Genomic DNA, 21,710 nt, shown 5'->3' on the forward strand with positions numbered 1-21,710 from the left:
GAGATCTAAATACGGAACCGAGAATCTAATGAGTGACTTTAAATCGACCCTGAATTTGCCGGAAACAGGGTTCCCGATGCGCGGCGACCTCGCCAAGCGTGAGCCGGGAATGCTGGCGCGTTGGACTGATGATGACCTGTACGGCATCATTCGTGCGGCCAAAAAAGGTAAAAAAACCTTCATTCTGCATGATGGCCCTCCTTATGCGAATGGCAGCATTCATATTGGTCACTCTGTAAATAAGATTCTGAAAGACATTATCGTGAAGTCCAAAGGTCTCACGGGTTATGACTCCCCTTACGTTCCGGGCTGGGACTGCCATGGTCTGCCGATCGAGCTGAAAGTGGAGCAAGAGTTTGGTAAGCCGGGCGAGAAATTTACCGCTGCCGAATTCCGCGCAAAATGCCGTGAATACGCGGCCACCCAGGTGAACGGTCAGCGCGAAGACTTTATCCGTCTGGGCGTGCTGGGCGACTGGTCGCGTCCGTACCTGACCATGGACTTCAAAACAGAAGCCAACATCATCCGTGCGCTGGCCAAAATCATCGGCAACGGCCACCTGCACAAAGGTGCTAAGCCGGTGCACTGGTGCGTGGACTGCCGTTCTGCGCTGGCAGAAGCGGAAGTCGAGTATTATGACAAAACCTCTCCTTCTATCGACGTGGCGTTCCACGCGGTAGATCAGGATGCGGTGAAAGCCAAATTTGGCGTAGCGGCTGTAAACGGCCCGGTCTCGCTGGTTATCTGGACCACTACTCCGTGGACCCTGCCTGCTAACCGCGCCATCTCTCTCTCTGCAGAGATCGAGTACGTACTGGTGCAGATCGACGGTCAGGCGCTGATCCTGGCAAAAGAGCTGGTCGAAAGCGTACTGAAACGCGCGAACATTGCGGATTACACCGTTCTCGGTACCGTGAACGGCGATGCGCTGGAATTGATGCGCTTCAAACACCCGTTCCTCGACTTCGATGTCCCGGCTATTCTGGGCGATCACGTCACGCTCGAAGCCGGTACCGGTGCGGTTCATACCGCCGGTGGCCACGGTCCTGACGACTACAACATCAGCCTGAAATACGGTCTGGAAATCGCGAATCCGGTCGGCCCGGATGGCGCTTACCTGACAGGCACTTATCCGACTCTGGATGGCGTTAACGTCTTTAAAGCCAATGACATCATCGTCAACATGCTGCGCGACAACGGGTCGCTGCTGCACGTTGAAAAAATGCAGCACAGCTATCCGTGCTGCTGGCGTCATAAGTCGCCGATCATCTTCCGTGCGACCCCGCAGTGGTTCGTCAGCATGGATCAGAAAGGCCTGCGTGCGCAGTCGCTTTCCGAGATCAAAGGCGTGCAGTGGATCCCGGACTGGGGCCAGGCGCGTATCGAATCGATGGTCGCCAACCGTCCTGACTGGTGTATCTCCCGTCAGCGTACCTGGGGTGTGCCAATGTCTCTGTTCGTGCACAAAGAGACGCAAGAACTGCACCCAAACACGCTGGAACTGATGGAAGAAGTGGCTAAGCGTGTTGAAGTGGACGGCATTCAGGCGTGGTGGGATCTTGATTCCCGCGACATCCTGGGCGCTGACGCTGATAACTACGAAAAAGTGCCAGATACCCTCGACGTGTGGTTCGACTCCGGTTCAACCCACTCCTCCGTCATTGATGTGCGTCCGGAATTTACCGGTCACGCTGCCGACATGTATCTGGAAGGGTCTGACCAACACCGCGGCTGGTTTATGTCATCGCTGATGATCTCTACCGCCATGAAGGGCAAAGCGCCGTATCGCCAGGTACTGACTCACGGCTTCACCGTTGATGGTCAGGGCCGCAAAATGTCCAAATCCATCGGTAACACCGTTTCTCCGCAGGACGTGATGAACAAGCTGGGCGCCGATATTTTGCGCCTGTGGGTGGCATCTACCGACTACACCGGCGAAATGGCCGTTTCCGATGAGATCCTGAAACGTGCTGCCGACAGCTATCGTCGTATTCGTAACACCGCGCGCTTCCTGCTGGCAAACCTCAACGGTTTTGACCCGGTAAAAGACATGGTGAAACCGGAAGAGATGGTCGTGCTGGATCGCTGGGCAGTAGGCTGCGCACAAGCGGCACAGAACGACATCCTGAAGGCGTACGAATCGTACGACTTCCATGAAGTGGTACAGCGCCTGATGCGCTTCTGCTCCATCGAGATGGGCTCGTTCTACCTCGACATCATCAAAGATCGCCAGTACACCGCGAAAGCGGACAGCGTGGCGCGTCGCAGCTGCCAGACCGCACTGTTCCATATCGCAGAAGCGCTGGTGCGCTGGATGGCGCCAATCATGTCCTTCACCGCAGATGAAATCTGGGGCTACCTGCCGGGCGACCGTGAGAAGTATGTCTTTACCGGTGAATGGTATGAAGGGCTGTTTGGCCTGGGCGAAACCGAAGCAATGAACGATACCTTCTGGGACGAGCTGCTGAAAGTGCGCGGCGAAGTGAACAAGGTGATCGAGCAGGCGCGTGCTGATAAGAAAGTGGGTGGCTCGCTGGAAGCTGCGGTGACCCTGTATGCCGAACCTGAGCTGGCGGCGAAGCTAACCGCGCTGGGCGATGAATTACGATTTGTCCTGTTGACCTCCGGTGCCCGTGTTGCGGATTATGCAGATGCCAGCGCTGATGCCCAGCAGAGCGAACTGCTCAAAGGGCTGAAAGTGGTGCTGGTGAAAGCCGACGGTGAGAAGTGCCCGCGCTGCTGGCACTACACCACCGATGTTGGTCAGGTGGCGGAACACGCAGAGATCTGCGGACGCTGTGTCAGTAACGTCGCCGGTGCTGGCGAAAAACGTAAGTTTGCCTGATGAGCCAATCTCTCTGTTCAACAGGACTGCGCTGGCTGTGGCTGGTAGTGGTCGTGCTGATTATTGATTTGGGCAGCAAGTACCTGATCCTCCAGAATTTCGCTCTGGGGGATACGGTGCCGCTGTTCCCGTCACTGAATCTGCACTATGCGCGCAACTACGGCGCGGCGTTTAGCTTCCTGGCTGACAGCGGCGGCTGGCAGCGCTGGTTCTTCGCCGGTATTGCGCTCGGTATCTGTGTGGTACTGGCGGTGCTGATGTACCGCGGCAAAGCCACGCAAAAGCTGAATAACATCGCCTACGCGCTGATCATTGGCGGTGCGCTGGGTAACCTGTTTGACCGTCTGTGGCACGGCTTCGTGGTCGATATGATCGACTTCTACGTCGGCAACTGGCACTTCGCGACTTTCAATCTGGCCGATACCGCAATTTGTATCGGTGCAGCGTTAATCGTGCTGGAAGGCTTCTTGCCTAACGCCGCGGCGAAGAAACAGGCGTAACACAATCTGCCCGGTAGCGTAACGCCGCCGGGCAAAACAACAGGCAAAATTGCATGTCCAAATCCGTACAGTCTAATAGCGCGATGCTGGTTCATTTCACGCTGAAACTTGATGATGGCTCCACGGCGGAGTCCACCCGCAATAACGGCAAACCGGCGCTGTTCCGTCTGGGCGATACCTCCCTGTCTGAAGGTCTTGAGCAGCAGCTGCTGGGTCTGAAAGAAGGTGAGAAAAAAGCCTTTACGCTGGAGCCGGATGCCGCATTTGGCGTACCGACTCCGGATCTGATCCAGTATTTCTCGCGACGTGAATTTATGGATGCGGGTGAACCGGAAATCGGCGCGATTATGCTCTTTACCGCAATGGATGGCAGCGAAATGCCTGGCGTGATCCGTGAAATCAACGGCGACTCGATCACCGTCGATTTTAACCACCCACTCGCCGGGCGTACCGTCCATTTTGATGTTGAAGTACTGGAAATCGATCCGGTACTGGAGGAAGTGAATGCAGATCCTGTTGGCTAACCCGCGCGGTTTCTGTGCCGGAGTAGACCGCGCTATCAGCATTGTCGAAAACGCGCTGGAGCTTTACGGCGCGCCCATTTATGTTCGCCATGAAGTGGTGCATAACCGCTATGTGGTCGATAGCCTGCGTACGCGCGGGGCGATCTTTATCGAACAGATCAGCGAAGTGCCGGATGGCGCGATCCTGATTTTCTCCGCCCATGGCGTCTCGCAGGCGGTCCGTAACGAAGCGAAAAGCCGCGATCTGACCGTATTCGATGCGACCTGTCCGCTGGTTACCAAAGTGCATATGGAAGTGGCACGCGCCAGCCGCCGTGGTGAGGAATCGATCCTGATTGGTCACGCGGGTCACCCGGAAGTCGAAGGCACGATGGGCCAGTACAGCAACCCGAAAGGGGGGATGTACCTGGTTGAATCGCCGGAAGATGTGTTGACGCTGGACGTCAAAAACGAAGCGAAACTGTCGTTTATGACCCAGACCACGCTGTCGGTGGATGATACGTCCGAGGTGATTGATGCGCTGCGCCAGCGCTTCCCAAAAATCGTCGGCCCGCGTAAGGACGATATCTGCTACGCCACCACTAACCGTCAGGAAGCCGTGCGTGCGCTGGCGGAACAGGCTGATGTAGTGCTGGTCGTTGGCTCTAAGAATTCGTCTAACTCCAACCGTCTGGCCGAACTGGCACAGCGCATGGGGAAAGCGGCGTTCCTGATCGACGATGCGACTGATATTCAGGAAGTGTGGGTTAAAGGCGCGGGATGCGTTGGCGTGACCGCCGGGGCCTCTGCGCCGGATATCCTGGTGCAGAACGTCATTGCACGGTTACAGGAGCTGGGAGGCGGTGAAGCCATTCCGCTGGCGGGCCGCGAAGAGAACATCGTCTTCGAAGTGCCTAAAGAGCTGCGTATCGACGCAAAAGAAGTCGAGTAACCTGCCAAATCAAGCCAGCAAATTCATTGCTGGCTTTTTTTTTGTTTGCCGTCTCGTGCGGCTAAATCATGTCTTTTACTGATACTTCCCGCTGTTTATCATTAAATTCTAATTATAGGCGTTTTAGGATGGCGGCTTCGTCAGAGGCTGGTTAATCTGAAAACGGTTTACATCATTTTAACGTAAGAGAATAACTATGCATGATGCACAGGTTCGCGTCGCGATTGCTGGCGCGGGTGGCCGTATGGGCCGTCAGTTAATTCAGGCCACGCTGCAGATGGATGGCGTCAGTCTTGGTGCGGCGCTGGAGCGTGAAGGCTCGTCATTATTAGGCGCAGATGCCGGAGAACTGGCGGGGACTGGCACATCAGGTGTCACCGTACAAAGCAGCCTGGAAGCGGTTAAGGACGACTTCGACGTCTTTATCGATTTCACCCGCCCGGAAGGCACGCTGACTCATCTGGCGTTCTGCCGTCAGCATGGCAAAGGCATGGTTATCGGCACCACCGGTTTTGATGACGCGGGCAAGCAGGCGATTCTGGAGGCTTCTAAAGAGGTTTCGATTGTCTTTGCAGCTAACTTCAGCGTCGGTGTTAACGTGATGCTTAAGCTGCTGGAGAAAGCGGCGAAGGTGATGGGCGATTATACCGACATCGAAATTATCGAAGCGCATCACCGTTATAAAGTCGATGCGCCGTCAGGCACTGCGCTGGCTATGGGCGAGACGATTGCCCAGGCGATGGACAAAGATTTGAAGGACTGTGCCGTCTACACCCGTGAAGGTCATACCGGTGAGCGCGTGCCTGGTACCATTGGTTTTGCGACCGTGCGTGCCGGTGACATTGTCGGTGAACATACCGCCATCTTTGCTGATATTGGCGAGCGCGTTGAGATCACCCATAAAGCATCCAGTCGGATGACTTTCGCAAATGGCGCCGTTCGTTCCGCAATTTGGTTAAAAGGCAAGAAAAATGGTCTCTTCGACATGCGTGACGTGCTTGATCTCAATAGTTTATAAACAAGTTTACCCTTCGTGATGTGGTTATTGCAGTCATAATTACTTGATTGCAAAGGGCAATATTTTATTGCCCTTTTATTTTATTCAATTTTGACTTAATTTTTGTTCCAGTCTCGTGTAATAACATCTTTTCCTCTCTTTTTTTGACTCTCTGTTGCGAATTTTGACCAAACGGTCTGGTTTTTCAGGCTCTGATTGTTTTGTTGATACTAAATCTGACCCGCAAGCGTTTTCTCAGGTGATTTAGTTGATCTTTTTGCCCGTTAACAAGCTTATCAGCCATCAGTGGCGCAAAAACAACAAACAAAATACGCATTTTCAGTTGACTTTACCCTGCCAAATCCCCAGAATGCCGCCGTTTGCCGAAAATCCACATGCAGCAAATTTGCATTGCTTCACACCATGGTTGTGAATTAATATGCAGATAAAGTGAGTGAATATTCTCTGGAGGGTGTTTTGATTAAGTCAGCGCTATTGGTTCTGGAAGACGGAACCCAGTTTATCGGTCGGGCCATAGGGGCAACAGGTTCGGCGGTTGGGGAAGTCGTTTTCAATACTTCAATGACCGGTTATCAAGAAATCCTCACTGATCCTTCCTATTCCCGCCAAATCGTTACTCTTACTTATCCCCATATCGGAAATGTCGGCACCAACATTGCTGATGAAGAGTCCTCCCAGGTACATGCACAAGGTCTGATTATTCGCGACCTGCCGCTGATTGCCAGCAACTACCGCAATACCGAAGACCTCTCTTCCTACCTGAAACGCCATAACATTGTGGCGATTGCCGATATCGATACCCGTAAGTTGACGCGTTTGCTGCGTGAAAAGGGCGCACAGAACGGCTGCATCATCGCCGGCGACAATCTGGATGTGGCACTGGCACAAGAAAAAGCCAAAGCCTTCCCGGGGCTTAACGGAATGGACCTCGCGAAAGAAGTCACGACGGCAGAATCCTACAGCTGGACCCAGGGAAGCTGGACGCTGGAAGGCGACCTGCCGGAAGCGAAAAATGAAGGCGACCTGCCATTCCACGTGGTGGCTTACGATTACGGCGCCAAGCGCAACATCCTGCGCATGCTGGTTGACCGCGGCTGCCGCCTGACGGTCGTCCCGGCGAAGACCCCGGCTGATGAAGTGCTGAAGATGAACCCGGATGGGATCTTCCTCTCCAACGGCCCTGGCGACCCGGCACCCTGCGACTACGCGATCGCCGCGATTAAAACGTTCCTTGAAACCGATATTCCGGTGTTTGGTATCTGCCTCGGCCATCAGCTGTTAGCGCTGGCGAGTGGGGCAAAAACCGTGAAGATGAAGTTCGGTCACCACGGTGGTAACCACCCGGTGAAAGATATCGATAACGACACGGTGATGATTACCGCGCAGAACCACGGTTTTGCGGTGGATGAGGATTCAATGCCTGCCACCCTGCGCGTGACGCACAAATCCTTGTTCGATGGCACCTTACAGGGTATCCATCGCACCGATAAACCGGCGTTCAGCTTCCAGGGACACCCGGAGGCGAGCCCAGGCCCTCACGATGCCGCGCCGCTGTTCGATCACTTTATCGAACTTATCGAGCAATACCGTCAGACCGCTAAATAATCAGGAGCCGAGAACAACATGCCAAAACGTACAGACATAAAAAGCATCCTGATCCTTGGCGCTGGCCCGATCGTTATCGGCCAGGCCTGTGAATTTGACTACTCCGGAGCACAGGCGTGTAAAGCCCTGCGTGAAGAGGGTTACCGCGTTATCCTCGTGAACTCCAACCCGGCGACCATCATGACTGACCCGGAAATGGCTGATGCGACCTACATCGAGCCGATTCACTGGGAAGTGGTACGCAAAATCATCGAAAAAGAGCGTCCGGATGCCGTACTGCCAACGATGGGCGGCCAGACGGCGCTGAATTGCGCGCTGGAGCTGGAGCGTCAGGGCGTGCTGGCCGAGTTCGGCGTCACCATGATTGGTGCCACCGCCGACGCAATTGATAAAGCCGAAGACCGCCGTCGTTTCGACGTGGCAATGAAGAAAATCGGCCTCGATACGGCGCGTTCTGGTATCGCACATACCATGGAAGAAGCGCTGGCGGTTGCCGCTGACGTCGGTTATCCGTGCATTATCCGCCCGAGCTTTACCATGGGCGGCACCGGCGGCGGTATCGCTTATAACCGCGAAGAGTTTGAAGAGATTTGCGAGCGCGGTCTGGATCTTTCCCCCACTAAAGAGCTACTGATTGATGAGTCGCTGATTGGCTGGAAAGAGTACGAGATGGAAGTGGTGCGTGATAAAAACGACAACTGCATCATCGTCTGCTCAATCGAAAACTTCGACGCAATGGGTATCCACACCGGTGACTCCATCACCGTGGCGCCTGCGCAGACCCTGACCGACAAAGAGTACCAAATCATGCGTAACGCCTCGATGGCGGTACTGCGTGAAATCGGCGTCGAAACCGGCGGTTCTAACGTCCAGTTCTCGGTTAACCCGAAAAACGGTCGCCTGATTGTTATCGAGATGAACCCGCGCGTATCCCGCTCTTCCGCACTGGCATCGAAAGCTACCGGCTTCCCGATTGCGAAAGTGGCGGCCAAGCTGGCGGTGGGTTACACCCTCGACGAGCTGATGAACGACATCACCGGCGGGCGTACCCCGGCTTCGTTCGAGCCGTCAATCGACTACGTTGTGACCAAGATCCCGCGTTTTAACTTCGAGAAGTTTGCGGGCGCGAACGACCGTCTGACCACCCAGATGAAATCCGTCGGCGAAGTGATGGCGATTGGCCGCACGCAGCAGGAATCCCTGCAGAAAGCGCTGCGCGGCCTGGAAGTGGGTGCAATGGGCTTTGACCCGAAAGTGAGCCTCGATGACCCGGAAGCGTTGACCAAAATCCGCCGCGAACTGAAGGATGCAGGCGCAGAGCGTATCTGGTATATCGCTGACGCATTCCGCGCGGGCCTCTCCGTCGACGGCGTGTTTAACCTGACCAACATCGATCGCTGGTTCCTGGTGCAGATTGAAGAGCTGGTGCGTCTGGAAGAGCAGGTTGCGGAGATGGGCATCACCGGTCTCGACGCTGATTTCCTGCGTATGCTCAAGCGCAAAGGCTTTGCCGATGCACGTCTGGCGACGCTTGCTGGCGTACGCGAATCGGAAATCCGTAAGCTGCGCGACCAGTACAACCTGCACCCGGTTTACAAGCGCGTGGATACCTGTGCGGCGGAATTCGCTACCGACACCGCCTATATGTACTCCACGTACGAAGACGAGTGCGAAGCGAACCCCTCCACGGATCGCGATAAAATTATGGTCCTCGGCGGCGGTCCAAACCGTATCGGCCAGGGTATCGAGTTTGACTACTGCTGCGTACACGCCTCTCTGGCGCTGCGCGAAGACGGTTACGAGACCATCATGGTCAACTGTAACCCAGAGACGGTTTCGACCGACTACGACACTTCTGACCGTTTGTACTTCGAGCCGGTAACCCTGGAAGACGTGCTGGAAATCGTGCGCATCGAGAAGCCGAAAGGCGTTATCGTGCAATACGGTGGCCAGACCCCGCTGAAGCTGGCGCGTGCGCTGGAAGCAGCAGGTGTGCCGATTATCGGTACCAGCCCGGATGCGATTGACCGTGCTGAGGACCGCGAGCGTTTCCAGAAGGCAGTAGACCGCCTGAAGCTGAAACAGCCCGCTAACGCCACCGTCACCGCCATTGAAATGGCCGTTGAGAAGGCAAAAGAGATTGGCTATCCGCTGGTCGTGCGCCCATCTTACGTGCTGGGCGGCCGTGCGATGGAAATCGTCTATGACGAAGCCGACCTGCGCCGCTACTTCCAGACCGCCGTCAGCGTCTCCAATGATGCACCGGTGCTGCTGGACCGCTTCCTCGACGATGCGGTTGAAGTGGATGTCGATGCCATCTGCGACGGCGAAATGGTGCTGATTGGTGGCATCATGGAACACATCGAGCAGGCGGGCGTTCACTCCGGCGACTCTGCATGTTCTCTGCCGGCATACACCCTGAGCAAGGAAATCCAGGATGTGATGCGCCAGCAGGTGCAGAAGCTGGCCTTCGAGCTGCAGGTTCGTGGTTTGATGAACGTTCAGTTCGCGGTGAAAGATAACGAAGTCTACCTGATTGAGGTCAACCCGCGTGCGGCGCGTACCGTACCGTTCGTCTCTAAAGCCACCGGTGTCCCGCTTGCAAAAGTGGCGGCACGCGTGATGGCAGGCCAGACGCTGGTACAGCAGGGCGTGACCAAAGAAATCATCCCGCCGTATTACTCGGTCAAAGAAGTGGTTCTGCCATTCAACAAGTTCCCGGGTGTTGACCCGCTGTTAGGGCCAGAAATGCGCTCTACCGGTGAAGTCATGGGTGTGGGCCGCACCTTCGCTGAGGCTTTCGCTAAAGCGCAACTGGGCAGCAGCTCGACCATGAAGAAACAGGGCCGCGCGCTGCTGTCTGTCCGTGAAGGCGACAAAGAGCGTGTGGTGGATCTGGCGGCGAAATTGCTCAAACAGGGCTTTGAACTGGATGCCACCCACGGTACCGCGATTGTGCTGGGTGAAGCAGGCATCAACCCGCGCCTGGTGAACAAGGTGCATGAAGGTCGTCCGCACATTCAGGACCGTATCAAGAATGGCGAATACACCTACATCATCAACACCACCGAAGGGCGTCAGGCGATTGAAGACTCCAAACTGATTCGCCGCAGCGCGCTGCAGTACAAAGTGCACTACGACACCACCCTGAACGGCGGTTTCGCTACAGCCATGGCGCTGAATGCGGATGCCACCGAGAAGGTGATTTCAGTGCAGGAAATGCACGCACAGATTAACAAGTAACGCTTGTAGCCCGGTGGCACTTCGTCATCGGGCTTTTAATCCTCTCTTCAGAACCTTCTGCTTTTTCAACTCCCATCACTCAGTTAGTCTAAAGTTATCAGCGTGATAATTAAATCCAACTGAAAAGCAGGGAGAACACCATGCGAAATAAACTTCTGATGACCTCAATTTTTGCTGCCGCAGCACTGTTTACCGTTGCCGGTTGCTCCTCCAACCAGGCGGTGAAAACCACCGATGGCAAAACTATCGTCACCGACGGAAAACCGAAGGTAGATGACGATACGGGAATGATGTCTATTGAAAATGCCGAGACCGGTCAGACGGAACAGATTAACCGCGATCAGGTTAAATCGATGGGTGAACTGAAAAACTGATAAAAAAATGCAGTGGCCTGTGCCACTGCATGTCTTTTTACGTTAAGGCAATTACCAGCGATGGTTCAACAGGATATGACCGCCATAGGCATCGTAGCTGTTTTCACCCCATTCGCCGTTGGCGCGTAACGAGATCATGGTGGTTGGGTTCAGCTTACCGCTGATGCCCAACTCCAGCTGACCCCGGTCATCTGGGGTATCATTCGTGAATTTCTCGCCATTGAGGGCGATGTCGTTCTGACCTGCGCCTTTTAACCAGTTAACGGCGACATACGGCTGCCATGCCTGCACATCTTTTTGGTTGAAGTAGCTGGTTTTCACCCCAACGCGACCCAGTACGCTGTCGTTATCGAGGGTGGAGACACGAACACCGTCGACGTCAGTGTGATTTTCCTGGTCAAGATAGCTATAGACTGCCTGAATCTGCGGCTCGATCTTCCAGGTTCTTTCATTTTCAGAACCCACAATCCACGCGTGACCTGCTTCCAGCGACACGGCGAAACCTTGGCTGTTGTAGGACTCATTACTGCGATCGTCACTTCTCAGCTTGTTGTGATACCAGCCGAAAGAGGCCCAACTGTCGATATAGCTGCCTTTACGCAGTTGCTCGTCTTCCTGCCAGGTGGCATACAGGCCCACGTTCACACCATCAACTTTACCCTGAGCGCTACGGTCGTTGTAGCGCGCGGTTGAGTCGGTTTTCGCCTGGCCGGCACCGAACATCATCCCGCTATGCAGAACTCCGGTATCAAGCTGCTTACTGATGAAGTCGCTGCCGACCTGCATCACATACTCAGTCGTGTCGTAGCTGACTTTGCCGCCAGCAATATCGTTGTCGTGATAGCGGCCTTTAACGTACATCCAGGTATTCAGGTCGTCGGTGTCACGCAAAGTCAGCTGATCGCGATCGTCGCGCTTGTGCAGGAACATACCCTGAGCGGCAAGGTAGTTACCCAGATAAGCACCGACTTCAGGGGCCATCACTTCTGGCTCATTGTTACCGCCGTTGTCAGCATTATCGTCGGAACCACCGTTATCGGTATTATCGTCTGAACCTCCGTTGTCGGTGTTGTCGCCCTGATCGTCATCGGGAGGAGTAGGCGTTGGCGGTGTTTTGGATTCCAGATACCAGTTGCCATCACTCTTCTGATTCAGATTGTATTCCCAGGCACCCACGACGGCAGGTTTCGCCAGGCTAAAGGACGCATCAGAATTCCCGCCCACGTTGATCACTTCGATCCCGTTGACCGTTTGCGCCCCGAGGCCGCCAATATTGCTGAGTTTGACGCCGGATTGACCTGCACTATTGCCGGTGATGCTCAGATGATCGGTCGCTGAACTGTCATCGCCCAGGATGCTGTTCATCACGATCTGACTGCCACTCGCACCGGTATAATCGCCGTTAATGGTGAAGTTATTACCTACATAGTCATTCAGGCCGCTGATCTGCAGTGTGCCGCTGTTGGTGACATTGCCGTTGATGGTATTGACTGTCTCGGAGCTGGTCGGGTTATTGCCTGCTACCGCATTCCAGGAGGCCAGTACGCCGCCGCTGAGAATATCGACATTGTTATTCACAGTACCGGCACTGGCGAAGGTAGCACCGTTATCCACCGTGACGGTTGCGGTATTGCCAGCACTTCCCAGCGTTGCCCCTTCGGCGACCAGCGTGGTGCCGCTTTTCAGCAGCGTATTGCCGGTGTAGCTGTTATTTCCGGTCAGGGTTAGCAGGTGGGCATCGATTTTTTCCACCTTACCGCTGCCGGACATATCTGAGGCGAAAATGGAATCGGAGCCCTGGTTAAAGAAAAAGGTGCCGTTATTGGTAACGTTACCGGTCAGCGAGCCGGTATTCGTGCCGTCGCCCAGTTGCAACATCGCGCTGTCAGCAATCAGGGTATTGCCGCTGTCATTTTTTACAGTGCCTGCCAGTGTCAGCTTGCCCGTGTTGACCAGAATAGAGTCGCCAGAACCGATGACATCGACATTGCCGGTCAGAGACCACTCTGTACCGTCCATTGTCAGCGAAGCGAAACCATCCTCATCATTCAGACCCAGGAAATTGCTGTCTTCTGAACCCCTCTCAAGCAGAGTTAAGGTGTTACCTTTTGAATTTCCGGAGAAAACATCGCCATCAAGTTGAGAATGCTCTTTCAGGGTTAAGGAGTTGTTTTGGGTGCTATTAAAGGTAATTGCGCTTTCTGTACCTTTAATCAGACCGGAGTTGATGAGCTGAAGCCTGTTATCATCCGATGCGATCACCCCGTTGAGGGTACCCTGGATTGTCCCGTTGTTTTCGATTTTACTTTTGCCAGACTTCAGAAGCTCAACCCCATTCCCGGCCAGGCCGTTGAAGGTACCGTCATTATCAAGCGTGAAGCCAGCGTCGGTAGAAAGGGCGGTTTTACCTGTGATAAGCCCCGTATTGGTGTTAGCGATATTAAAGCTGGAAGAGTCTTCTTTGATTTTGATCCCATTCTCTGCGCCAGTGATGTTCCCGGCGTTCTTTATCGTCCCCCCCATATCGATGACGGTAATCCCGTTGCCGCTGGTGGAGTTGATAATGGCATCTTCCTCATTATTTACCTCAAGCGTTTGCCCGCCGGTGGCGATATAAAGCGCGTCACCCTGACCGGTAATCTCCCCATTATTTGTGACTTTATTGATGGTGCTGCCTGAAAGCGTTACAGAAGGATCGCTGGTGGAAGGGTGGATACTCACGCCTTTATTTATGATGTATTCATTATCTGAAGAAAAAACCTGGGTGGTATCCGTCGAACGCGTAATTGTTGTTTCAGCACATACCATTAAGGGTGTAAATGCCATCAGGGCTGATAATGCGGGAAAAAGGACTTTTAAAGACTTGGTCGTCTTATTTAATTGAAGTTGATTTTTGTTCATTGCCACATCCAATTGTGATGAAAATGAATGCGTATCATAATAAGAAGGTAATTATTTGTAAATAACTGTTTTTAAAGGATAAATTATTAACTTAAAATTGAAATTATTGAATCTAAAAACCCCGATGTATACCAATTCATTTTAAAGTCTGTATTAATTTTAAATTAATAATTGCGATATTTTTATTTTTAAAAGGCAATCGATCGATATCTTAAATATTATAATTTTTTATTATTGATTGAGCAGCAAAGATAATCTTCACTCTTGACCGGTTTGCCAATCGTTGCGGTTAAGCGCCGCGAGGGCGTAAGCCCCTTCAAACGCCACCCTTTCATGACTACACTGACAGCTACAACAAGAAAGACGTTAAACCAGGTTAATCATGATACTCATCATTTACGCCCATCCTTATCCGCACCACTCCCATGCGAATAAGCGGATGCTTGAACAGGCAAGGTCAGTTGAAGGGGTGGAAATCCGCTCTCTCTATCAGCTGTATCCTGATTTCAATATTGATGTCGTAGCCGAACAGGCCGCCCTTGCCAGGGCCGATCTCATCGTCTGGCAGCATCCTATGCAGTGGTACAGTGCGCCCCCTTTGCTCAAGCTCTGGATCGACAAAGTTTTCTCCCACGGCTGGGCCTACGGACATAACGCGAAAGCCCTGCAGGGCAAAAGCCTGCTGTGGGCTGTGACTACCGGGGGCGGCGAGCAACACTTTAACATCGGCTCCCATCCCGGCTTTGAGGTATTGGCACAGCCGCTGGAGGCCACCGCCCTGTACTGCGGGCTGAACTGGCTTGCGCCATTCGCGATGCACTGCACGTTTGTCTGCGACGACGAGACCCTGCAGACGCAGGCGCGACATTATAAGCAACGTTTACTCGACTGGCAGGAGGCGCATCATGGATAGCCACACGCTGATACAGGCGCTTATTTATCTGGGGGCTGCGGCGCTGATTGTACCGATTGCTGTCCGGCTGGGGTTAGGATCCGTGCTTGGGTATCTGATTGCTGGCTGTGTGATTGGGCCGTGGGGATTACGGCTGGTCACCGATGCTGAGGCGATCCTGCATTTTGCAGAAATCGGTGTGGTGCTGATGCTGTTTGTCATCGGGCTTGAGCTGGATCCACGTCGCCTGTGGAAACTGCGGGCGTCGGTGTTTGGCGGAGGCGCTTTGCAGATGTTGGCCTGCGGTCTACTTTTAGGCGGTTTTTGCATCCTGCTGGGTATGGACTGGAAGGTGGCAGAGCTTATCGGCATGACGCTGGCGCTCTCATCCACGGCTATTGCGATGCAGGCGATGAACGAGCGTAATCTCACCGTTTCGCAATTGGGACGCAGCACCTTTTCGGTTCTGCTGTTCCAGGATATCGCCGCAATCCCGCTGGTGGCGATGATCCCCTTGCTGGCGGTCTCGGGGGCGTCCACCACGCTTGGTGCCTTTGCCCTCTCGGCGTTAAAAGTCGCCGGGGCACTGACGCTGGTGATTCTGCTCGGACGTTACGTCAGCCGACCGCTGCTGCGCTTTGTGGCACGCTCTGGACTGCGGGAAGTGTTCAGCGCCGTGGCCTTGTTTTTGGTATTTGGCTTCGGGCTGATGCTGGAAGAGGCCGGGCTTTCTATGGCGATGGGCGCGTTTCTGGCTGGGGTCCTGCTGGCAAGCTCGGAGTACCGACATGCGCTGGAAAGCGATATCGAGCCCTTTAAAGGGCTGCTGCTGGGACTCTTTTTCATCGGGGTCGGGATGTCAGTCGATTTCGGTACATTAGTCAGCCATCCGCTGCGTATCGCGACCCTGTTGGTAGGGTTCCTTGTAATCAAAATGGCGATGCTCTGGCTGGTTGCGCGCCCACTGAAGGTACCCAATAAGCAACGCCGTTGGTTTGCCGTGCTGCTGGGGCAAGGGAGCGAATTCGCGTTTGTGGTATTTGGTGCGGCAAATATGGCAAATGTGCTGGATCCCGAGTGGGCCAAAGCGCTGACGCTGGCGGTTGCGCTGTCGATGGCGGCTACCCCGCTGTTGCTGGTGATCTTGAGTCGCCTGGAGGCGAATGACAGCGGTCAGGCGCGCGAGGCAGATGAAATAGACGAAGAACAGCCGCGGGTGATCATTGCCGGGTTTGGCCGTTTTGGGCAGATCGCGGGTCGTTTGTTACTTTCCAGTGGGGTGAAAATGGTCATCCTCGATCATGATCCTGACCATGTCGAAACGCTGCGTAAGTTCGATATGAAAGTGTTCTATGGCGATGCCACCCGAATCGATCTGCTTGAATCCGCCGGCGCGCGCAAGGCGGAAGTGTTGATCAATGCGATTGACGATCCGAAGAACAGCCTGCAGCTGGCAGAGCTGGTGCTGGCGCATTTCCCGCATCTGAAAATCATCTCCCGCGCCCGTGATGTCGATCATTACATCAAGCTGCGTCAGGCAGGCATTGAGACCGCAGAGCGTGAAACCTTCGAGGGAGCACTTAAATCTGGCCGACTGGCGCTGGAAAGCCTCGGTCTGGGCGCGTATGAAGCCCGGGAACGTGCGGACCTGTTCCGCCGGTTTAATCTGGAGATGGTCGAAGAGATGGTCGAACTGACGGAAAACGATGCATCGTCGCGCGCGGCAGTCGTCAAACGCACCAGCGCGATGCTAACCGAGATCATTAATGAAGATCGTAATCATCTGTCGCTGACGCAGCGTCATGGCTGGCAAGGAACGGAAGAGGGCAAGCATACCGGGGATCCACAGGACGAGCCGGAGAGTAAACCTGTAGCGTGAAGCGGGGTTGCCAGCAAATATAAAATATTTCCGCTTCTTTACTCCGCCGCCAGTCGACGAAAGATTAAGCTTTCCGTATAGTGGCGGCAATTTTTTTGCATCCGGGAATTAATCAATGATCAGTCTGATTGCGGCATTAGCGATAGATCGCGTGATTGGTATGGAAAACGCCATGCCGTGGGATCTACCTGCCGATCTGGCATGGTTTAAACGTACAACGTTGAACAAGCCGGTAGTTATGGGCCGCCTGACCTGGGAGTCAATCGGGCGTCCGTTACCGGGGCGTAAAAACATTGTTATAAGCAGCCAGCCGGACACGGACGATCGTGTCGAATGGGTTAAGTCTGTTGAAGACGCCATTGCTGCATGCGGTGATGCCGAAGAAGTGATGGTGATTGGTGGCGGTCGTGTTTACGAGCAGTTCCTGCCAAAAGCGCAGAAGTTGTATCTGACGCATATTGATGCCGAAGTGGAAGGGGATACCCATTTCCCGGACTACGATCCTGACGAGTGGGAATCGGTCTTTAGCGAATTCCATGATGCCGATGCGCAAAATTCGCACAGTTACTGCTTTGAGATCCTTGAGCGCCGCTAATGTATTACTGCACCTTTCTCGTCGGGAGAGGTGCAGTCCACCGCTACGAGGCGACCGCCTCATCCTCGCCTAAATCCAGCCGCCGGTTCGATGGCTGAACGAAATACGCTTTATCTTCCCAGCGCAAACACGTGAGATCGCCCCCCCAGCAGCAGCCGGTATCCAGCCCGTAGATGCCCTCAGGGGTCCCTTTGCCTTCGAGCGAGGCCCAGTGGCCAAAGATCACGCTATATTGTTCCGTTACTGGCCCGGGGATCGCAAACCACGGCTTAAGCGGCGTGGGTGCATTTTCTGGCACGTCTTTGCAGTACATATCCAGCTGGCCGTTCGGGAAGCAGTAACGCATGCGGGTAAAAGCGTTAGAGATAAAGCGCAGGCGCGCAACGCCGCTAAGCTCCAGGCTCCAGTTATTGGGCATGTCGCCATACATCGCATCAAGGAAGAAGGGATACGAGTCGCTGGCCAGCACCGCTTCCACATCGCGTGCGCACTCTTTCGCGGTCTGCAGATCCCACTGCGGCGTGATGCCCGCATGTGCCATCACCAGTTTCTTCTCTTCGTCGATCTGCAGCAGCGGCTGACGGCGAAGCCAGTTAATCAGCTCATCGGCGTCAGGTGCGTCCAGTAACGGTGTGATGCGGTCTTTAGGTTTGTTACGGCTGATCCCTGCAAAGACGGCCAGCAGATGTAGGTCGTGGTTGCCGAGGACAACCCGGACGCTGTCACCCAGCGACTTCACGAAGCGCAATACTTCCAGCGATCCAGGGCCACGCGCGACGAGATCGCCCGTCAGCCACAATGTGTCAGTACCCGGGGTAAAATTCACCTGCTTTAACAACGCGATCAGTTCATCGTAGCAACCGTGAACGTCACCAATGAGATATGTAGACATGTTTTAGTGAATGAGTGTTGGAACAGCCAGACGGAAAACAGGAATGGCAATACGGAACGTATTGCCGTCGGTATCGACCATTTCATAATGGCCTTGCATGGTACCCATTGGCGTTTCGATGACCGCGCCGCTGGTGTACTGAAACTCTTCGCCGGGCTCGATGTGCGGTTGTTCACCGACGACACCTTCGCCCTGGACTTCGATTTCACGGCCATTGCCGTTAGTGATAAGCCAGTAGCGCCCAAGCAGTTGCACAGGCATCCGCCCCAGATTGCGAATGGTTACAGTGTAAGCAAAAACATAGCGCTCTTCGTCCGGTGTGGATTGGGACTCAACATAGATGCTTTGTACATGAACACATACGCGGGGCGAATCAATCATGGCTTAGCTCTCCTTCGGCGGCGCATTTTCGCTGATGTAATTTGCCAGCCTGCAGTACTGTTCAACGGAAATGTTCTCCGCACGCATTGTCGGGTCGATGCCCAACTGCGCCAGCACTTCAACAGTAAACAGATTACCAAGGCTGTTACGAATTGTTTTACGGCGCTGATTAAAGGCTTCTGTGGTGATGCGGCTCAGCACGCGCAGCTCTTTAACCGGATGCGGTACAACGGCATGAGGAACCAGACGAACCACCGCAGAATCGACTTTTGGCGCAGGCGTAAAGGCCGTTGGCGGTACTTCGAGCACCGGAATAATCTGGCAATAGTACTGCGCCATCACGCTTAATCGACCATACGCTTTACTGTTTGGTCCTGCAACCAGTCGGTTGACGACCTCTTTTTGCAACATAAAGTGCATGTCGGCAATGGCATCAGTATAGCTAAACAGGTGGAACATCAGCGGCGTGGAGATGTTATACGGCAGGTTACCGAACACGCGCAGCGGCTGACCGAGCTTCTCTGACAGCTCGCCGAAGTTCATGGTCATCGCATCTTGCTGATAGATAGTCAGCTTAGGGCCAAGGAACGGATGCGTTTGCAGGCGTGCGGCGAGATCGCGATCCAGTTCGATAACAGTCATTTCGTCGAGACGTTCACCCACCGGTTCAGTCAGTGCGGCAAGACCTGGACCGATTTCGACCATTGCCTGGCCTTTTTGTGGATTAATCGCTGAAACGATGCTTTCGATAACGAATCGATCGTTAAGGAAGTTTTGCCCGAAGCGTTTACGGGCTAAGTGGCCCTGATGGACTCTAGTATTCATTGAGTATTAACAATCATTTTGATGGCGAGATTAAGCGCCGTAATAAAACTGCCGACATCTGCTTTACCCTGTCCTGCTAAATCAAGCGCAGTACCATGGTCAACAGACGTGCGAATAAAGGGTAAACCGAGGGTAATATTCACGCCGCGGCCAAAGCCCTGGTATTTTAGCACGGGAAGGCCCTGATCGTGGTACATCGCCAGCACGGCGTCAGCATTCCCGAGGTATTTCGGTTGAAACAGGGTATCGGCAGGCAAGGGCCCGCTGAGATTCATTCCCTGTGCCCGCAGCGTATCCAGTACCGGAATGATGGTGTCGATCTCTTCCGTGCCCATGTGTCCGCCTTCACCCGCGTGCGGATTGAGGCCGCACACCAGCACGTGCGGATCATTAATGCCGAATTTAGTCCGCAGATCGTGATGCAGGATCGTAATGACCTCATGCAGCAGATCCGGGGTGATAGCATCAGAGACGGCTTTGATCGGAAGATGGGTTGTTGCCAGCGCGACCCGTAGTTCCTCGGTCGCCAGCATCATCACCACTTTTGGGCTGTGCGAGCGCTCTTCAAAAAACTCGGTATGCCCGGTAAAGGCGACACCCGCATCGTTGATCACCCCTTTATGGACCGGCCCGGTAATCAGTGCGGCAAATTCACCGCTCAGGCAGCCATCGCAGGCGCGCGCCAGCGTGTCCACCACGTAATGACCATTCTCCGTACTGAGCTGACCGGGGATAACCGACGTGCGCAACGCAACGGGCAGCAGCGTGAGCGTGCCCGCCTGCTGTGGAAGGGGCGCGTTTTCCGCGCAGTAGGGTAGCAGCGTCAGCGGCAGATTGAGCTGCTTCGCCCGCGCCTCAAGCACGCTGGCATCTGCGCAGACAACCAGTTCGACCGGCCAGCTGCGCTGGGCGAGCTGGACGACCAAATCGGGACCAATCCCGGCGGGTTCGCCGGGCGTGATGACCACACGATGCAGTTTCATTAGTTGCTCAGAACTTTGACGTAGGCACTGGCGCGTTGTTCTTGCATCCAGGTTGCGGCTTCTTCAGAGAACTTACGGTTGAACAGCATGCGGTACGCACGGTCTTTTTGCGCTGCATCGGTTTTATCCACATTGCGGGTGTCCAGCAGCTCAATCAGGTGCCAGCCGAAGGTGGAGTGAACCGGGGCGCTAAGCTGACCTTTGTTCATTTTCATCAGCGCATCACGGAAGGCAGGATCGTAAATGTCTGCAGCCGCCCAGCCCAGATCGCCGCCCTGATTGGCAGAACCCGGATCCTGAGAGAACTCTTTCGCCGCGTTCACAAAGGAGGTTTTACCACTGCGAATATCGGCGGCAATTTGCTCCAGTTTGGTCCGTGCCTGATCGTCATTCATGAGCGGGGAAGGTTTCAGCAGAATGTGGCGAGCGTGGACTTCGGTCACGGAGATGCTCTGGCTTTGGCCACGCAAATCGTTAACTTTCAGCACGTGGAAACCGACGCCGGAACGAATCGGGCCAACGATATCGCCTTTCTTCGCCGTGCTCAGTGCCTGGGCAAAGATAGAAGGCAGTTCCTGAATACGTCCCCAGCCCATCTGTCCGCCTTTCAGCGCCTGCTGGTCAGCAGAATAGGTAATAGCCAGTTTGCCGAAGTCATCGCCGTTACGTGCCTGCTCAACAATCGAACGCGCCTGGCTTTCTGCGTCAGCAACCTGGTCGGAAGACGGGTTTTCTGGCAGCGGGATCAGGATGTGGCTCAGGTTAAGTTCGGTGCTGGCATCGTTCTGATTGCCGACCTGTTTAGCCAGTGATTCGACTTCCTGCGGCAGGATAGTGACGCGACGACGAACTTCATTGTTACGCACCTCAGAAATCAGCATCTCTTTGCGGATCTGGTTGCGATAGGTTGAATTGCTAACACCGTCATAGGTCAGACGGCTACGCATCTGATCGGCAGACATGTTGTTCTGTTTAGCAATGTTGGCGATAGCCTGATCGAGCTGCTCATCAGAGATTTTCACACCCATTTTCTGACCCATTTGCAGTACGATCTGATCCATGATCAGACGTTCAAGGATCTGATGACGCAGTGTGGCATCATCCGGAAGTTGCTGACCTGCCTGACCCGCGTTGAGCTTCACAGACTGCATTAAACCATCAACGTCGCTCTCAAGTACCACACCGTTGTTCACAACGGCAGCGACTTTGTCGACAACCTGTGGGGCCGCGAAGCTGGTATTCGCAACCATAGCGATACCGAGCAGCAGCGTTTTCCAGTTCTTCATACTTTTTCCATATCAATTACCGCAATTGCGGATTAC

Annotated in this window: 17 protein-coding genes; 11 read left to right on the forward strand and 6 right to left on the reverse strand. The window is 54.2% G+C overall.

Going from position 1 to position 21,710, the window contains the following annotated elements; genetic code table 11:
• Window positions 1-28: 28 nt before the first annotated feature.
• From ileS to M8013_RS04735, 8 genes are all read left to right on the forward strand, one after another.
• Window positions 29-2,845 carry an isoleucine--tRNA ligase gene (ileS, locus tag M8013_RS04700; RefSeq protein ID WP_271266650.1) on the forward strand — a complete coding sequence of 939 codons (2,817 nt, stop codon included), beginning with the start codon at window positions 29-31 and terminating at the stop codon, window positions 2,843-2,845.
• Window positions 2,845-3,345: a signal peptidase II gene (lspA, locus tag M8013_RS04705; protein WP_271266651.1), complete on the forward strand. Its 501-nt coding sequence runs from the start codon at window positions 2,845-2,847 to the stop codon at window positions 3,343-3,345. Before ileS ends, lspA begins: the two co-directional genes overlap by 1 nt.
• A gap of 53 nt (window positions 3,346-3,398) precedes the next feature.
• Window positions 3,399-3,869 carry an FKBP-type peptidyl-prolyl cis-trans isomerase gene (fkpB, locus tag M8013_RS04710; RefSeq protein WP_271266652.1) on the forward strand — a complete coding sequence of 157 codons (471 nt, stop codon included), beginning with the start codon at window positions 3,399-3,401 and terminating at the stop codon, window positions 3,867-3,869.
• A complete protein-coding gene (gene ispH, locus M8013_RS04715; protein WP_271266653.1) occupies window positions 3,850-4,800 on the forward strand; it encodes a 4-hydroxy-3-methylbut-2-enyl diphosphate reductase in 951 nt (316 codons plus the stop codon). The genes fkpB and ispH overlap by 20 nt, the downstream gene beginning before the upstream one ends.
• 196 nt (window positions 4,801-4,996) lie before the next feature.
• A complete protein-coding gene (gene dapB / locus M8013_RS04720; protein WP_271266654.1) occupies window positions 4,997-5,818 on the forward strand; it encodes a 4-hydroxy-tetrahydrodipicolinate reductase in 822 nt (273 codons plus the stop codon).
• Window positions 5,819-6,274: 456 nt separating this feature from the next.
• Window positions 6,275-7,423, forward strand: a complete 1,149-nt coding sequence (gene carA / locus M8013_RS04725) for a glutamine-hydrolyzing carbamoyl-phosphate synthase small subunit (protein ID WP_271266655.1) — start codon at window positions 6,275-6,277, stop codon at window positions 7,421-7,423.
• Between the two features lie 18 nt (window positions 7,424-7,441).
• Entirely contained in the window at window positions 7,442-10,666 is a 3,225-nt protein-coding gene (gene carB / locus M8013_RS04730; protein WP_271266656.1) for a carbamoyl-phosphate synthase large subunit, read from the forward strand.
• A 140-nt stretch (window positions 10,667-10,806) separates the two neighbouring features.
• The gene (locus M8013_RS04735; protein WP_271266657.1) at window positions 10,807-11,040 is read left to right on the forward strand and encodes a YgdI/YgdR family lipoprotein; all 234 of its coding nucleotides are present in this window, start codon (window positions 10,807-10,809) and stop codon (window positions 11,038-11,040) included.
• Window positions 11,041-11,091: 51 nt separating this feature from the next.
• Here M8013_RS04735 and M8013_RS04740 read toward each other — a convergent pair whose 3' ends face one another.
• Entirely contained in the window at window positions 11,092-13,941 is a 2,850-nt protein-coding gene (locus tag M8013_RS04740) for an autotransporter family protein (protein WP_271266658.1), read from the reverse strand.
• Between the two features lie 382 nt (window positions 13,942-14,323).
• On the opposite strand from M8013_RS04740, the gene kefF reads away from it, so the two are divergent.
• The 3 genes from kefF (at window position 14,324) to folA (ending at window position 17,307) form a co-directional block, all read left to right on the forward strand.
• On the forward strand, window positions 14,324-14,854 hold the full coding sequence (gene kefF / locus M8013_RS04745) for a glutathione-regulated potassium-efflux system oxidoreductase KefF (RefSeq protein ID WP_271266659.1): 531 nt from the start codon (window positions 14,324-14,326) through the stop codon (window positions 14,852-14,854).
• A complete protein-coding gene (kefC, locus tag M8013_RS04750; protein WP_271266660.1) occupies window positions 14,847-16,712 on the forward strand; it encodes a glutathione-regulated potassium-efflux system protein KefC in 1,866 nt (621 codons plus the stop codon). The genes kefF and kefC overlap by 8 nt, the downstream gene beginning before the upstream one ends.
• Before the next feature lie 115 nt (window positions 16,713-16,827).
• A complete protein-coding gene (gene folA / locus M8013_RS04755) occupies window positions 16,828-17,307 on the forward strand; it encodes a type 3 dihydrofolate reductase (protein WP_271266661.1) in 480 nt (159 codons plus the stop codon).
• A 43-nt stretch (window positions 17,308-17,350) separates the two neighbouring features.
• Here the strand turns inward: folA and apaH are convergent, their stop codons facing one another.
• The 5 genes from apaH to surA are packed head-to-tail and all read right to left on the reverse strand — an operon-like array spanning window position 17,351 to window position 21,674.
• Window positions 17,351-18,199 (reverse strand): bis(5'-nucleosyl)-tetraphosphatase (symmetrical) ApaH, encoded by an 849-nt coding sequence (gene apaH / locus M8013_RS04760; RefSeq protein WP_271266662.1) that lies wholly within the window; start codon window positions 18,197-18,199, stop codon window positions 17,351-17,353.
• A gap of 3 nt (window positions 18,200-18,202) precedes the next feature.
• A complete protein-coding gene (apaG, locus tag M8013_RS04765) occupies window positions 18,203-18,580 on the reverse strand; it encodes a Co2+/Mg2+ efflux protein ApaG (protein WP_271266663.1) in 378 nt (125 codons plus the stop codon).
• Between the two features lie 3 nt (window positions 18,581-18,583).
• On the reverse strand, window positions 18,584-19,405 hold the full coding sequence (gene rsmA, locus M8013_RS04770) for a 16S rRNA (adenine(1518)-N(6)/adenine(1519)-N(6))-dimethyltransferase RsmA (protein ID WP_271266664.1): 822 nt from the start codon (window positions 19,403-19,405) through the stop codon (window positions 18,584-18,586).
• Window positions 19,402-20,388, reverse strand: a complete 987-nt coding sequence (pdxA, locus tag M8013_RS04775; RefSeq protein ID WP_271266665.1) for a 4-hydroxythreonine-4-phosphate dehydrogenase PdxA — start codon at window positions 20,386-20,388, stop codon at window positions 19,402-19,404. Before pdxA ends, rsmA begins: the two co-directional genes overlap by 4 nt.
• Window positions 20,388-21,674, reverse strand: a complete 1,287-nt coding sequence (gene surA, locus M8013_RS04780) for a peptidylprolyl isomerase SurA (RefSeq protein WP_271266666.1) — start codon at window positions 21,672-21,674, stop codon at window positions 20,388-20,390. The genes pdxA and surA overlap by 1 nt, the downstream gene beginning before the upstream one ends.
• Window positions 21,675-21,710 lie beyond the last annotated feature (36 nt).

Origin of the sequence: Silvania confinis (assembly GCF_025564085.1) — a bacterium.
GTDB classification, from domain to species: domain Bacteria; phylum Pseudomonadota; class Gammaproteobacteria; order Enterobacterales; family Enterobacteriaceae; genus Enterobacter; species Enterobacter confinis.

Bases quoted from the DNA above. Each gene is read 5' to 3' on its own strand.
- carB (WP_271266656.1), top strand. From the start codon at position 7,442: ATGCCAAAACGTACAGACATAAAAAGCATCCTGATCCTTGGCGCTGGC.
- apaG (WP_271266663.1), bottom strand. From the start codon at position 18,580: ATGATTGATTCGCCCCGCGTATGTGTTCATGTACAAAGCATCTATGTT.
- dapB (WP_271266654.1), top strand. From the start codon at position 4,997: ATGCATGATGCACAGGTTCGCGTCGCGATTGCTGGCGCGGGTGGCCGT.
- fkpB (WP_271266652.1), top strand. From the start codon at position 3,399: ATGTCCAAATCCGTACAGTCTAATAGCGCGATGCTGGTTCATTTCACG.
- lspA (WP_271266651.1), top strand. From the start codon at position 2,845: ATGAGCCAATCTCTCTGTTCAACAGGACTGCGCTGGCTGTGGCTGGTA.
- apaH (WP_271266662.1), bottom strand. From the start codon at position 18,199: ATGTCTACATATCTCATTGGTGACGTTCACGGTTGCTACGATGAACTG.
- pdxA (WP_271266665.1), bottom strand. From the start codon at position 20,388: ATGAAACTGCATCGTGTGGTCATCACGCCCGGCGAACCCGCCGGGATT.
- surA (WP_271266666.1), bottom strand. From the start codon at position 21,674: ATGAAGAACTGGAAAACGCTGCTGCTCGGTATCGCTATGGTTGCGAAT.
- ileS (WP_271266650.1), top strand. From the start codon at position 29: ATGAGTGACTTTAAATCGACCCTGAATTTGCCGGAAACAGGGTTCCCG.
- M8013_RS04735 (WP_271266657.1), top strand. From the start codon at position 10,807: ATGCGAAATAAACTTCTGATGACCTCAATTTTTGCTGCCGCAGCACTG.
- rsmA (WP_271266664.1), bottom strand. From the start codon at position 19,405: ATGAATACTAGAGTCCATCAGGGCCACTTAGCCCGTAAACGCTTCGGG.
- ispH (WP_271266653.1), top strand. From the start codon at position 3,850: ATGCAGATCCTGTTGGCTAACCCGCGCGGTTTCTGTGCCGGAGTAGAC.
- kefC (WP_271266660.1), top strand. From the start codon at position 14,847: ATGGATAGCCACACGCTGATACAGGCGCTTATTTATCTGGGGGCTGCG.
- folA (WP_271266661.1), top strand. From the start codon at position 16,828: ATGATCAGTCTGATTGCGGCATTAGCGATAGATCGCGTGATTGGTATG.
- kefF (WP_271266659.1), top strand. From the start codon at position 14,324: ATGATACTCATCATTTACGCCCATCCTTATCCGCACCACTCCCATGCG.
- M8013_RS04740 (WP_271266658.1), bottom strand. From the start codon at position 13,941: ATGAACAAAAATCAACTTCAATTAAATAAGACGACCAAGTCTTTAAAA.